Below are 12,966 nucleotides of genomic sequence, written 5' to 3'. Positions count from 1 at the left end.
CCTGTCGCCAGCAAGCCGCCATCGGCCTTCACGCCCGCGCCCAGCAGGCTCGATGCCGAACTGTCCAGGCTGGCCGCCTGGAGCGTCGCATTGCCCTGCGCCGCGATCACGCCCGTGTTCACAATGGCGCCCGTCGCCTTGAGCGTTTGATGCGCGCCTGCGTACAGGCTGCCGCTGTTGTCGACCTTGCCGGCCGCAATCGCCAGGTCGCCCGCTGCAAACACGCTGCCGGCCGTATTCTGCAAATCGCCGATGGCCAGGCTGGCCGCACCGGATACCGCCTGGATCTGGCCGCGCGTATTGTTCACGTCGCCAGCATTCAAGGTCAGGGAAAGTCCAGCAGCCAACACACCGCCCGTGTTGTTCAGGCCCCCGGCCACGTTCATGTTGACGGCCTGCGCTGCGGCAATGCGGCCATGCTCGCTCAGCACACTGGCTGCCGACAGGCCAAGACTGCCGTTGGTTTCCAGCCTGCCGCCGCTATTCTCCAGCCCCCGCGCAACATCCACCGTTGTTTGCTCGGTTCCCGTTTGAATGAGGCTGCCACCGCGGTTATCCAGCGTACCAGCTTGCACAGTCAGATGCCTGGCCAGCGTTGTCGCCTCCCGGTGGTCCACTGCGTCAGCCGCGAGCGCAAGGTCGCCATTGCCGGTTATCTGTCCACGCTGATTTGCCAGCGAGGCGGCATGAATAGCAAGGGCACCCGTGCCCGCATGTTCGATCTTGCCGCCTGTATTGACCAGCTCCGCCACATCCACGGTCAGGTTGTGGCTATTGGTGGCAATCCGTCCAGCACTATTATCGAGTTGACCAGGCAGACGAAGCGCAAGGTCGCCTTCGCCAAGTTGCAAAATCTGGCCGCCCACATTCGATATGTCATGCGCAGCAATACTCACCTCTCCGCCCGTTGCCTGCGCACCATCGGTACGCAGTAAACGCGTGGTCTGCAGCGCCAGCGTGTCGCGCGCGGCCAGCCCGGCGTGCCGGGCATCCAGGTCTCCCTGGCTTGCCATGGCAGAAAGCTGTCTGGCGGACAGATTAGCCCCGGCGAGATCGACTGCGGTTGCCGCAATCCGCACCGTATTGCCCGCGGCGCCGATGCCATGGATACCTGCACCGGCATTTGCCTCGACGGTCAAATCGCCCGTTGGACGAAGCATATTGTCAGCATTCAGGCCAGCAGCCAGCACCGCACCGGCGGCTGAATCAACGCGGCCGCCTCCATGCAGCGCAGTATTGCCAGCAGCAGCGATCACGCCGCTGTTGCTGATATCACCACCGCTTGAAATACCAGTATCGCCTGCGGCATAAATCGTGCCCGCATTTTGCAAATCCCCCGCTGCGCTGGCCTGTACCTGGCCACCTTCAGCACCAGACTGAATATAGCCACTGTTGCTGATCCAGCCATCCGAATGCAGCACCACATTACCCACCGATGCGGCCACGGTTCCGGCGTTACGCGTACCGATACCAGCCTCGGTGCCTATCAGTGTAATTTTTCCGGCATACATGCCGCCCAACTGGGCGACGTCCAGTGCAAACGCAGGCTTCGCGCCATCGCCAGATGCGGCAGTCTCGACCGCATGATTTGCATCCATCCGGTTCGCGCCCGTGACGACCCGCAGATCGTTGGCCCATATGCCAGCATTCACTTGCACAGCCCGAGCCAGAATGGACGTGTAATCGCTTTGTGACGTATCCAGTCCCCTGCCGCTGACGGTGACCATGCCCCGCTGCACCACATAGCCGTCGAGATTGCCGCCATTGACAATGGGAGAACCTGTCGTCAACGTCACGCGGCTGGCGTTGATAAAGCCGCCGCCATCCACAGCTACCCCGGAAGGATTGGCGATGATGACCTCTGCGCGTTGTCCCGCCACTTCGACATAGCCGCGCAACTGGCTGGGATTGGCGGAATTGACTTCGTTCAGGATGACGCGCGCGCTGCCGCCGGCCAGCCACGGATTGCCTTGTACCCAGCCACCGGTCTGGGTTTGCGTATTGCCACGGCTGTTATTCAGGATGACGCCATTGCTCTGCACGTCAAACTGGCTATACGTATTGCGCGACACGCCTGCCCCGCTCGGCGTCTGGATATTCACTTGCGGTATGCCATTTGCTGTCTGCAACACGGTTGGACGCTGGCCTCCCGGGGCATTGCGATCCGCCACGACCTGACCATGCGCAGCACCGGTCACAAAAAGCAGCATGCCCAAGGCACTGAATACCGCGAGGCAGGCCGGCCGCAACGTTGCCAGCGTCAATTCCGCGCCACCTCCCCCTGCACCGTCGTTCATGACACTTTCGCCGCCAGGAGCTTTACCTTGCGACGTGGCATTCTCGCCCACCACCATCAATTGGCCACGGCGTTGATTGAATATGATGCGGTACAGGTGCTTATTCATGGATTCTTCTCGTTGAGAACACCTAACAAAACTTGCTGCGCTAGGTGTTATAAATATTTAAATGGATGTCGTTTTGGCGTAATTGGCATGCATGGGCCTGGCGCTCCACCAGCTGGCCGCCTGCTCCTTGGAAACCGCGCAACCGCGGGATGTTTTTACTTGCAAACCCGTCTCGTCTCCCTTGTGATACAAAAACCGGTAACAGGATTCGGAAAGGCGTGTAGAAACTTCGCGTACGAACGATGCCGTGTGGCCAAATGGAGCGACCCAGTCCGTAATCCACATGCGGTCGCCGCTATTCCAGTCTTCCGGGCGCATCAAGGTATGGTTACCGTCTGCCAGATAGCGGCTTTCGGCATCGGCATCGAAATTTGCCCAGGCCACGTAAGCCACCGGCTGCTGAACGCCATCGAGCGACGTCAACGCCAGCATGAACTGCTGCTGTTTGATCGGATTCAACAAAGTCTGGCTGAAAGACGCTAGCGGCAGATCGCGATGATTCTTAGAATGCATGCAAAGCCATGTCAGCGCGCCAAACAGTTCTGCCTCGCTGTGCCCAGGCAAGCCCAAGGCGGGGGCGATAATGTCCAAAGAAGAGGTACTCATGGTGTCGGATATATGATTAAAAGCTCGCGTTCAAATTGAAGCCGGCCGTATGGCTGGCCGTACGGAACAGCTCAGGTTTGCGCACGGGCCAGCCGACAAAGGCGTCGTACTGCACGCCCAGCCACTGGCCGCGCAAGCCCACAAAAGCGCCTGTCAGACGGCGCGCGATCAGCCATTCGGCGGACGGTCCCGCTACTTCGCCGTGGTCCAGGCCCGCATACGCTTCCTGGCCGCTGCTGCCCAGCGGCACGCCGACTTCGTTGCGCAGCAGCCAGCCGCGTTCGGCCGACAGGCTGCTTTCGCCGTCGTAGCCGCGCACCGTGTAGCGCCCGCCGATGGCAAAGCGGTCCTGCGGCACCAGCGGCGTGCGGTTGTGCTGCATGCGCCAGCTGCCGGAATAGCGCAGCGGCTGGCCGGCCAGCTTGAACGGCGCCGACAGGGCCGCGTCGGCCAGGATCAGTTTGAAACGCGACGTACCCTCGCCAAACGCTTCCTCGGGCGCCGCCATCGCATGCATCGCGCCCGTGCCGCGCCGGTATTGCAGGTTGAGGTCCAGGGTGGCCTGCCCCAGGAATTCGCGGTGGCCAAGGCCCAGTTCCCAGCCGGCCATGCGGCGGCGCTGCACTTCCACTTCCGTGTCATCGATGAAGTTTTGCGCTGCACGCTGCCAGCCGCGCAGGGACAGCGTCGTCTTGCGCGACGCGTCGCGGTACACCAGACGCGACAACTTGACTTCGCGATTCTGGCTGGCGCCGCTGTAGTTGTAATCCTGGCTGATGCCGGCCACGGACTGGTGGTAGCGGCTGTCGCTGGCCGTGAAGGCCAGCAGCCAGTAGGCGTAGGGAATCGAATAGTGGGCCACCATGCCGCCTGTGCCGCGCGGACCATTGCGGTTGCCGTCGACGTTCTGGTTCAGGCTCAGGTAAAACAGATCGTTCAGGGTCAGCCAGTGGTCATACGACAGGGTCACGCTGCCCTGCAGTTTGCCCGTCGAGCGCGAACCGCCGTCGTCGAGGCCCAGCGCCAGGCGAAACGGCAAACCCTGCTTCCACTGGATCTGCAGGTCGCTCTCGCCCGGCTTCGCATTGCCGCCTTCGGCCGGCATGATCTGGATATCGGCTTCGGCCGTCGGCACGCGCTTGAAGTTTTCCAGCGCCTGCTCCGTATCGCGCACATTGAGCAAGTCGCCGGGTCGCGCCGGCACGGCATTCCACCAGGTGGCGCGGGGGTTGGTGCCGGGCGCAAAACCAATCTGGCGGATGCGGCCCGGTATCAAGGTCAAGGTTAAGGTGCCCTTGCTTAAATCCTGCGGCTCGGCCAGCACGCGCGTAGTGACAAAGCCGCGCGCGATGATGGCGTTCTGCATGCGCCCCATCAGCACATTGATGGCCTGCGTGCCCAGGCAGCGGCCCAGCGGCGAGTCCGGTGCCCCCAGGTCGTCGTGCCCGGCTGCGGCCAGCGCCCACTGGAACCGGGCGGCGTCCTCGCCCCGCAATTGCAGATGATCGATGGTAAAGCACGGCGATTCGCCTGTGGGCACGCGGTTGGCGGAAGCGGCCGCGGGCGCCTCGAGCAGGCGCACGTCGGGATTGCGCTCCTGCTGCTGGCGCAGGAGGCGCTCACGTTCTTGCTGGCGGATCAATTCTTGGCTGGCATCGTCGCGCTGGCTGCTGCCAGGCGGGGTGGGAAGGGGCGGCGCGATTTCGGGACGGGTCTGCGCGGACACGGCGGCACACAAGGTGCCGCTGAACAAAAATACACCGCACCATGGCGTCAAGCGCAGGTGCATATGTTGCCTTAAGTAATTATTTACGTAAGGAAATTATAAATTAATTATTTCTATAGGGCAACTTTATTTATTTCTTGAGAACTTTAGCTGTTTGGTAACTGTCTTTCAACTATCCAATTACCACTAGTAAAGCCCCGCGCGGCCTGGCGGCGGCAGAGCAGGCAATGGCGTCCGGCATCGATGCATAAAAAAAGCCCTGTAAAAACAGGGCTTTGGCTTACTCACTTATTCGGAAATGCAAAGTTTCCTTATGGGAACTCACTCCCACTCAATGGTCGCCGGCGGCTTGCCCGAAATATCGTAGACGACGCGGTTGATGCCGCGCACTTCATTGATGATGCGGTTCGAGACCTTGCCCAGCAGACTGTGCGGCAGGTGCGCCCAGTGGGCCGTCATGAAGTCCTGCGTCTGCACGGCGCGCAGTGCCACCACGTATTCGTAGGTGCGGCCATCGCCCATCACGCCCACCGATTTGACGGGCAGGAAGACGGCAAAAGCCTGGCTCGTCGCTTCGTACCAGTTGGTCGGTACGCTATCCTGGTCGAAGCCAGGCACCACCACCGGCTCATACGGCGTGTTGCGCAGTTCTTCGATGAAGATGGCGTCGGCGCGGCGCAGCAGGTCGGCGTAGTCTTTCTTGACTTCGCCGAGGATGCGCACGCCCAGGCCCGGGCCCGGGAACGGGTGGCGGTAGACCATGTCATGCGGCAAGCCCAGGGCCACGCCCAGCTTGCGCACTTCGTCCTTGAACAGTTCGCGCAGGGGTTCCAGCAGCTTGAGCTTCATGGTGTCCGGCAAGCCGCCCACGTTGTGGTGGCTCTTGATGGTCTGGCCTTTTTTACCTTTACCGGCCGATTCGATCACGTCCGGGTAGATCGTGCCTTGCGCCAGCCATTTGGCGTTGACCAGCTTGCCCGATTCGACCTGGAACACTTCGACGAATTCGCGGCCGATGATCTTGCGCTTTTGCTCGGGGTCGGTGACGCCGGCCAGGTGGCCCATGAACTGGTCTTCCGCGTCGACGCGGATGACTTTCACGCCCAGGTTCTTGGCGAACATGTCCATCACCATCTTGCCTTCGTCGAGGCGCAACAGGCCATGGTCGACGAAGACGCAGGTCAGCTGATCGCCGATGGCGCGGTGGATCAGGGCAGCGGCCACGGACGAATCGACGCCGCCGGACAAGCCCAGGATGACGTCATCGGTGCCCACCTGCGCGCGGATCTTTTCCACCGCTTCGCTGATGTAGTCAGGCATGTTCCAGTCCGACTTGCAGCCGCAGATTTCATGCACGAAACGGCCGATCATGGCCTTGCCCTGCACCGTGTGCGTTACTTCCGGGTGGAACTGCACACCGTAGAACTGGCGCTCTTCATCGGCCATGGCGGCGATCGGGCAGCTTGGGGTGTTGCCCATCAGTTTGAAGCCTGGCGGCATTTCCAGCACCTTGTCGCCATGGCTCATCCACACTTTCAGCATGCCGTGGCCTTCGTCTGTGACGAAGTCGGCAATACCGTTGAGCAGCTTGGTATGGCTGCGGGCGCGCACTTCGGCGTAGCCGAATTCGCGTACCAGGCCGTTTTCCACCTTGCCGCCCAGCTGGGCCGCCATGGTTTGCATGCCGTAGCAGATGCCCAGCACGGGCACGCCCAGCTCGAACACGGCTTGCGGCGCGCGCGGCGAATCGCCGTCCAGCGTGGAGTTGTGGCTGCCCGACAGGATCACGCCGGCGGCGCCATAGTTGCGCACGAATTCGTCGCTGACGTCATACGGAAAGACTTCGGAAAACACGCCGGAATCGCGCACGCGGCGGGCGATCAGCTGGGTGACTTGGGAACCGAAATCGAGAATGAGGATTTTAGAATGCATGGTCGGAGCTTTATTCAGGGTCAATTGCAAAACCGGCGCACTGGGCGCCGGTCTGGACTTTCGTTACCGCTTACTCGGAGCGATAATTTGGCGCTTCTTTCGTGATCTGCACATCATGGACATGCGACTCGCGCATGCCGGCCGAGGTGATTTCCACGAATTCCGCCTTTTCGCGCAGCTCGTCGATGGTGGCGCAACCGCAGTAACCCATCGATTGACGCACGCCGCCCACCAGCTGGAAGATGATCGCCAGCACGCTGCCTTTGTAGGCCACGCGGCCTTCGATACCTTCCGGCACGAACTTGTCGGCCTTCATGGTGGCGTCCTGGAAATAACGGTCAGCCGAACCGTCGGACATCGCGCCCAGCGAACCCATGCCGCGGTACGATTTGTAGCTGCGGCCCTGATACAGGATCACTTCGCCTGGTGCTTCTTCCGTACCGGCAAACATGGAACCCATCATGACGGTCGAGGCGCCAGCGGCCAGCGCTTTCGAGATATCGCCCGAGAAGCGGATACCGCCGTCGGCGATACATGGCACGCCCGTGCCTTCCAGTGCTTCGGCAACATTCGAGATGGCCGTGATTTGCGGCACGCCCACACCGGCAACGATACGCGTGGTGCAGATCGAGCCAGGACCGATGCCGACCTTGACCGCATCGGCGCCGTATTCCACCAGCGCCTTGGCGGCGGCGGCGGTAGCGATGTTGCCACCAATCACTTCGACTTGCGGGTACTTGGTCTTGATCCAGCGTACGCGGTCGAGGATGCCTTGCGAGTGGCCGTGGGCCGTGTCGACCACCAGCACGTCGACACCGGCGGCGACCAGCAGGTCGATGCGCTCTTCATCCTTGGCGCCGACGCCGACGGCAGCGCCGACCAGCAGTTTGCCCTGGCTGTCTTTCGACGCGAACGGGTGCGAGGTCGACTTCTGGATATCCTTGACGGTGATCAGGCCGCGTAACTCAAATGCGTCGTTGACGACCAGCACGCGCTCGAGACGGTGCTTGTTCATCAGGCGCTTGGCTTCGGCCGTATCGGCGTCTTCCTTGACGACGACGAGTTTTTCGCGCGGGGTCATCTTGGCGGAAGCTTCCGCATCGAGTTCCTGCTCAAAGCGCAAATCGCGGTTGGTGATGATGCCGACGACTTCCTTGCCTTTGACGACAGGGAAACCGCTGATGCCGTATTGTTCCGTCAAGGCGATCACGTCGCGGATTTTCATTTCCGGCGGAATCGTGATCGGATCACGCAGCACGCCAGCTTCGAAACGCTTTACGCGGGCCACTTCACGAGCCTGATCCTTCGGATTCAAATTCTTGTGGATGATGCCGATGCCGCCTTCCTGGGCCATCGCGATCGCCAGACGGGCTTCCGTCACCGTATCCATGGCTGCGGACAGCAAGGGAATATTCAAGGTGATGTTGCGGGTCAGGCGAGTTTTGAGGGACGTATCGGCGGGCAGAACGTTGGAGTAGGCTGGGACGAGCAGCACGTCATCGAATGTGAGTGCTTTTTGAAGTAGACGCATAGCATTTCCTATTGGCGCAAAAGCAGATTATACAGAAAAAAGCGCCCTCCGTCCTTGCAGCATAGAAAAGATATTTGAAAATAGCAAAAAATGGCGCTCGCCAGGCAGCGGCCGCCCTGCCCGCTCAGCCCTTCGCAGGCTTGCCGCTGGCCCTGCGCCTGCGCGCCTCTTTCGGGTCCGCCTGCAAGGGGCGGTACACTTCCACGCGGTCATGCTCGTGCAATACGGTATCGAGCGGCTTCTTCTTACCATAGATGCCGACCATGTTCACGGCCAGGTCGATGCCGGGCATTTCCTGCAGCAAGCCGCTCAGCGCCACCGCCTGCCCGATGGTGGTGCCGGCAGGCACCGTCAAGGTGCGCAAAAAGCTGCTGTCCGGCAAGGCGTGGCACACTTGCACCTGCATGCTGGTCTCAGCCATACACGGTCTCCGCGCGCTTGCAAAAGGAATCGACCATGCTGTTGGCAATCATGCCGAAGACGGGGCCGATGATCTGTTCGAGCACGCGGCTGGAAAACTCGTAGTGCAGGTCCAGTTCGATCTTGCAGGCGTCTTCGCGCAGGGCCTTGAAGGTCCACACGCCGTCGAGGGTCTTGAAAGGACCGTCCACCAGCTTCATCTTGATGGAAGTCGGCGGCACGTTCTCGTTGGACGTGGTGAAGCTTTGGCGCACGCCGTGGTAATGTATGCCCACGCTGGCGACGACCGTGTTCTCGCCCCGCTCGCGAATCTCGACCGCACCGCACCAGGGCAGGAATTTGGGATAATCTTCCACCGCCGCCACCAGCGCGAACATTTGTTCGGCGCTATAGCCGAGAAAAACTGATTTATGTACTACTGCCATTGAAGAACCATTTGCTATGATGTTGGATACATTTGATTTTATCGCGCTTGCGCGAGACAGTAGTTTAACCGACCCGCGCACATTTACCATCTCATGACCATAGCAGACAACAGAAAAGCCTTCCACGACTACTTTATCGAGGATCGCTACGAAGCGGGCATCGTGCTGGAAGGCTGGGAAGTCAAAGCCATCCGCGACGCCCGCGTACAAATCAAGGAAGCCTACGTCGTCGTCCGCGGCGATGAACTCTTCCTGTTCGGCGCGCATATCAGCGCCCTGCCGACCGCCTCCACCCATATCCACCCGGAAGCCGTACGCACGCGCAAGCTGCTGCTGCACCGCGCTGAAATGGATAAACTGATCGGCAAGGTGGAACGCTCCGGCTATACCCTGGTGCCGCTCAACCTGCACTACAAGGGCGGCCGCGTGAAATGCGAAATCGGCCTGGCCAAGGGCAAGAAGCAGCACGACAAACGCGCTGCGGAACGCGACCGCGATGGCGCGCGCGAAGTGCAAGCGGCCATGAAATCGCACCGCCGCTGATCCGGCACCGCGCGCAGCGTGCTGCGCCAATACCAACAAGCCCGGCTATATGCCGGGTTTTATTTTGCCGATTGCCTGCGGCAAGCGGGAAAAACTCAGCGAGACGGAATAAGGCAGGGAAAAGAAAGAGGTAAGGCGGGAAATAAAGCGGTATTGGCGAAAAAGCCATGGAGATACGGCGAAGGACATCAACTCGGCCTGCCTGGCCAAAGACAAAAAACGAGGAAAGTTCCGGATGCTTGCATGCTGCCTTGTACACCTGTATTACCGCACAGGACAAGCATCCGAATGAATGGCGTATTACATTACACCTTCAGCAGATCACGCGACTTGCCCGAGTCGGTCCACTCTTTGACCCATTTCGGTTGACGGCCACGGCCAGTCCATTGCTGCGTCGCATCATCCGGATTGCGATAGCGTACTGCAACCGTGCCGGTTTTAGCGCGGATACCCGTACCAACCAGATCTTTTACGGAAACGCCGACGCTCTGTGCGATCGCCAGGATTTGTTCACGCGCTTTGGACAGATCGTCTTGTTCGCGTTTTTTCATTTGCTTCTTGATGTCGTCCTGCAAGGTGCGCAGTTCGGACAGGGATAAGCTGGACAGATCCATGATATTTCCTTGTGTGAGTTGAAAAATATAACTGAACAGTTAAATTCTATCCAATTGTAACGCGATTGAGGTGATTTTTTCTGAAGATTTGATTGTTTTTTACAATTCTTTTCCCAAAAACCCCACTTCCCGGCTTTCAGGCGATGCAAGTCTTCAATCAAGGGGACGGACACCGCAGTGTACCGTCTGCGCCAGTACCTGTATTTTGTGCGGCGGCGATTCAATACAGCGCCATCGGTCACATTTATTCTGCAGTATTTTTTGTTTCATTGCAATTTATAGTAATTAAAAATTGCAATTCAAAACATACACGGAGCCAATACTATCGGCCACCGTGCACCGGCCTCCAATCCCGCGTCGCCGTCCATCGCGGACATCGGTGCAGCAGATCCACTTCAATCAAAAAGATAAGCGTCGCACGACAACATATAACCCAGAAAGTGCGCACAGCATAGCATAAAGAAAATATTCTCAGCGCTACTGATTCCAACGCTGATACTCCAGCTCTGCTGCTGCCATATATTCCAGTGGCGCAAATGAAAACTGCCCGCGATATGGCGGGCAGTATTGACGAAAAACTTGCTACGAGTTTGCTATTCACCGGCAATCAAGGAATCGCCACGCCACCTTTCGGCTTCTGGGTTTTGACCACCTGCATTGCCGCGGCGATCAAACCACTCATATCGCCCAGATTGGCCGGCACGATAATCGAGTTATTTGTCTTCGCCAATTGCGCGAAGGCGCCCACATACTGTTCGGCTACTTTCAGGTTGACGGCATCTTCGCCGCCCGGCTCGCGGATGGCGGCACCGACCTGGCGCAACGCCTCGGCACTGGCCTGTGCCAGCGCAACGATGGCTGTGGCCTGACCTTCGGCGCGGTTGATCGATGCCTGCTTCTCGCCTTCGGAGCGGGCAATGTTCGCTTCGCGCTCGCCGCTGGCGATATTGATCTGCTCCTGCTTGCGTCCTTCCGAGGCGGCAATCAGCGCGCGCTTTTCGCGCTCGGCCGTGATCTGCGCCTGCATCGCATGCAGGATTTCCTTGGGCGGCGTCAAATCCTTGATTTCATAGCGCAATACTTTGACGCCCCAATTCGCCGCCGATTCATCGATGGCATTCACGATGGCAGTATTGATATGGTCGCGCTCTTCAAATGTCTTGTCGAGTTCCATTTTACCGATCACCGATCGCAAGGTCGTTTGCGCCAATTGCGTAATGGCGGCAATATAATTCGACGAACCATATGAAGCACGCATCGCATCGGTAATCTGGAAATACAGAATGCCATCGACCTGCAATTGCGTATTGTCACGCGTAATGCACACCTGCGGCGGCACGTCGAGTGGAATTTCCTTGAGTACATGCTTATAAGCGATGCGGTCAACAAAAGGCACGACAATATTCAGGCCAGGCCCCAATACCGCATGGAACTTGCCCAAGCGTTCCACCACCCAGGCATGCTGCTGCGGCACCACATTGACCGTCTTGAAGACAAATACCAACGCCAGCAATAACAAGATCAGCGACACGCTTCCGATGCTTACTTCCATAATCTATTCTCCAGGTTATCCAACAATCAAACGGCTGCCACGCACGGCACGTATGGTGTAATGACCGGCCTGCGTATCGCTGCCGGGAATCAATTCCACATCCCACAAGGCGCCGCGATACATGACGCGCGCCGCGCCATCGACCCAGTGCGCGACCGCCACGCTTTGGCCGATATCGAGATTCACATTCGGATCCTGCGCCGCATCGCGCCGCGCCGCCCTGCCAAAACGGCTGCGCCGCAATAACAGCGTAGCCGCCACGCCGACAATGGCGGCCGTCAGGGCCTGCCAGCTGCCATTTCCGCCCGCCAGCGCCACCAATCCTCCGGCGCTGACGCCGATGGCGATCATCAGCAGATAAAACGTGCCCGTAAACAGCTCCAGGATCAATACCGCGCCAGCCGCGACAAACCAGCCCACCCATTCAGCCATGATGCCTCCATCCTTGTGAATCCAAAATAAAAAACCCCGCAGCCTATATAAGCGACGGGGTTTAATGCGCTGCACTGCCTGATATTATTCTTGCCAAACACCTATATACAAGCAGTCTAACGCAATTCCGGATGGCGTCAATAGCCCGCGGCGAATTAGCGCCGCCGGCCCGGCGTTTATTCCTCGAGCAGGCTGCGCAACATCCACGCCGTCTTCTCATGCAAATCGAGGCGCTGCGTGATCAAATCGGCCGTCGGCTGGTCATTGGCTTTCTCGAGCAGCGGGAACAAACGGCGCGCCGTGCGCGCGGTCGCTTCCTGTGCCGACACCAGGTGGCTGACCATGTCCAGCGCCGGCGGCACGCCGTCGATTTCCTTGATCGAAGCGAGCTTGACGAATTCCTTGTAGGTGCCCGGCGCCGGATAGCCGAGGGCGCGGATACGCTCGGCGATCAAGTCCAGCGCGGCCCACTGCTCCGTGTATTGCGTCATGAACATCAGGTGCAGGGTGTTGAACATCGGCCCCTTGACGTTCCAGTGAAAATTATGGGTCATCAGGTACAAGGTGTAGCTGTCGGCCAGCAGGCCGGACAGGCCTTCCGCAATTTTCGCGCGGTCCGCTTCGGAAATGCCGATATCGATCTTTGCCACTTTGCTCGGTTTCTTGCTTGCCATGTGAACTCCCGTTTCAATGTATTGGTGGAATCATTTTAGCTGATCTGGCGCAAGCCCATCGGATACTGCCGTGCACAGCATGGCAGGCGTAAAAAAACCCGCTGCC

Annotated in this window: 12 protein-coding genes; 1 reads left to right on the top strand and 11 read right to left on the bottom strand. The window is 59.3% G+C overall.

Translation table 11 applies throughout. From position 1 onward, the window contains the following. The 7 genes from IGS60_RS17160 to IGS60_RS17130 form a co-directional block, all read right to left on the bottom strand. On the bottom strand, positions 1–2,405 hold a 2,405-nt coding region (locus IGS60_RS17160; protein ID WP_230505607.1), incomplete at its 3' end, for a filamentous hemagglutinin N-terminal domain-containing protein. A 57-nt stretch (positions 2,406–2,462) separates the two neighbouring features. Then, positions 2,463–3,011: a toxin-activating lysine-acyltransferase gene (locus IGS60_RS17155; RefSeq protein ID WP_070221506.1), complete on the bottom strand. Its 549-nt coding sequence runs from the start codon at positions 3,009–3,011 to the stop codon at positions 2,463–2,465. A 16-nt stretch (positions 3,012–3,027) separates the two neighbouring features. After that, a complete protein-coding gene (locus tag IGS60_RS17150) occupies positions 3,028–4,800 on the bottom strand; it encodes a ShlB/FhaC/HecB family hemolysin secretion/activation protein (protein ID WP_230505606.1) in 1,773 nt (590 codons plus the stop codon). Positions 4,801–5,058: 258 nt separating this feature from the next. After that, entirely contained in the window at positions 5,059–6,669 is a 1,611-nt protein-coding gene (gene guaA / locus IGS60_RS17145) for a glutamine-hydrolyzing GMP synthase (RefSeq protein ID WP_070288027.1), read from the bottom strand. Between the two features lie 70 nt (positions 6,670–6,739). After that, on the bottom strand, positions 6,740–8,200 hold the full coding sequence (gene guaB, locus IGS60_RS17140; protein WP_034752206.1) for an IMP dehydrogenase: 1,461 nt from the start codon (positions 8,198–8,200) through the stop codon (positions 6,740–6,742). A gap of 124 nt (positions 8,201–8,324) precedes the next feature. Beyond that, positions 8,325–8,621: an RnfH family protein gene (locus IGS60_RS17135; protein ID WP_070221508.1), complete on the bottom strand. Its 297-nt coding sequence runs from the start codon at positions 8,619–8,621 to the stop codon at positions 8,325–8,327. Further along, entirely contained in the window at positions 8,614–9,045 is a 432-nt protein-coding gene (locus tag IGS60_RS17130; RefSeq protein ID WP_035818194.1) for a type II toxin-antitoxin system RatA family toxin, read from the bottom strand. Before IGS60_RS17130 ends, IGS60_RS17135 begins: the two co-directional genes overlap by 8 nt. 93 nt (positions 9,046–9,138) lie before the next feature. Between IGS60_RS17130 and smpB the strand changes: the two genes are divergently transcribed. Continuing rightward, on the top strand, positions 9,139–9,588 hold the full coding sequence (smpB, locus tag IGS60_RS17125; RefSeq protein WP_034784131.1) for an SsrA-binding protein SmpB: 450 nt from the start codon (positions 9,139–9,141) through the stop codon (positions 9,586–9,588). A 305-nt stretch (positions 9,589–9,893) separates the two neighbouring features. On the opposite strand, the gene IGS60_RS17120 is transcribed toward smpB, so the two are convergent. The 4 genes from IGS60_RS17120 to IGS60_RS17105 form a co-directional block, all read right to left on the bottom strand. Next, positions 9,894–10,202 carry an H-NS family nucleoid-associated regulatory protein gene (locus tag IGS60_RS17120; protein WP_010397665.1) on the bottom strand — a complete coding sequence of 103 codons (309 nt, stop codon included), beginning with the start codon at positions 10,200–10,202 and terminating at the stop codon, positions 9,894–9,896. Between the two features lie 607 nt (positions 10,203–10,809). Next, positions 10,810–11,754 (bottom strand): SPFH domain-containing protein, encoded by a 945-nt coding sequence (locus IGS60_RS17115; protein WP_070221509.1) that lies wholly within the window; start codon positions 11,752–11,754, stop codon positions 10,810–10,812. A 15-nt stretch (positions 11,755–11,769) separates the two neighbouring features. Then, the gene (locus IGS60_RS17110) at positions 11,770–12,186 is read right to left on the bottom strand and encodes an NfeD family protein (RefSeq protein WP_070221510.1); all 417 of its coding nucleotides are present in this window, start codon (positions 12,184–12,186) and stop codon (positions 11,770–11,772) included. Between the two features lie 176 nt (positions 12,187–12,362). Then, a complete protein-coding gene (locus tag IGS60_RS17105; protein WP_034752224.1) occupies positions 12,363–12,860 on the bottom strand; it encodes a Dps family protein in 498 nt (165 codons plus the stop codon). Positions 12,861–12,966: the final 106 nt, after the last annotated feature.

It is taken from the genome of Janthinobacterium sp. FW305-128, from assembly GCF_020858135.1.
Lineage (GTDB): Bacteria > Pseudomonadota > Gammaproteobacteria > Burkholderiales > Burkholderiaceae_D > Janthinobacterium.
This window is presented reverse-complemented; position numbering and strand designations above follow the sequence as displayed.

Bases quoted from the DNA above. Each gene is read 5' to 3' on its own strand.
- IGS60_RS17155 (WP_070221506.1), bottom strand. From the start codon at position 3,011: ATGAGTACCTCTTCTTTGGACATTATCGCCCCCGCCTTGGGCTTGCCT.
- IGS60_RS17150 (WP_230505606.1), bottom strand. From the start codon at position 4,800: ATGCACCTGCGCTTGACGCCATGGTGCGGTGTATTTTTGTTCAGCGGC.
- guaA (WP_070288027.1), bottom strand. From the start codon at position 6,669: ATGCATTCTAAAATCCTCATTCTCGATTTCGGTTCCCAAGTCACCCAG.
- guaB (WP_034752206.1), bottom strand. From the start codon at position 8,200: ATGCGTCTACTTCAAAAAGCACTCACATTCGATGACGTGCTGCTCGTC.
- IGS60_RS17135 (WP_070221508.1), bottom strand. From the start codon at position 8,621: ATGGCTGAGACCAGCATGCAGGTGCAAGTGTGCCACGCCTTGCCGGAC.
- IGS60_RS17130 (WP_035818194.1), bottom strand. From the start codon at position 9,045: ATGGCAGTAGTACATAAATCAGTTTTTCTCGGCTATAGCGCCGAACAA.
- smpB (WP_034784131.1), top strand. From the start codon at position 9,139: ATGACCATAGCAGACAACAGAAAAGCCTTCCACGACTACTTTATCGAG.
- IGS60_RS17120 (WP_010397665.1), bottom strand. From the start codon at position 10,202: ATGGATCTGTCCAGCTTATCCCTGTCCGAACTGCGCACCTTGCAGGAC.
- IGS60_RS17115 (WP_070221509.1), bottom strand. From the start codon at position 11,754: ATGGAAGTAAGCATCGGAAGCGTGTCGCTGATCTTGTTATTGCTGGCG.
- IGS60_RS17110 (WP_070221510.1), bottom strand. From the start codon at position 12,186: ATGGCTGAATGGGTGGGCTGGTTTGTCGCGGCTGGCGCGGTATTGATC.
- IGS60_RS17105 (WP_034752224.1), bottom strand. From the start codon at position 12,860: ATGGCAAGCAAGAAACCGAGCAAAGTGGCAAAGATCGATATCGGCATT.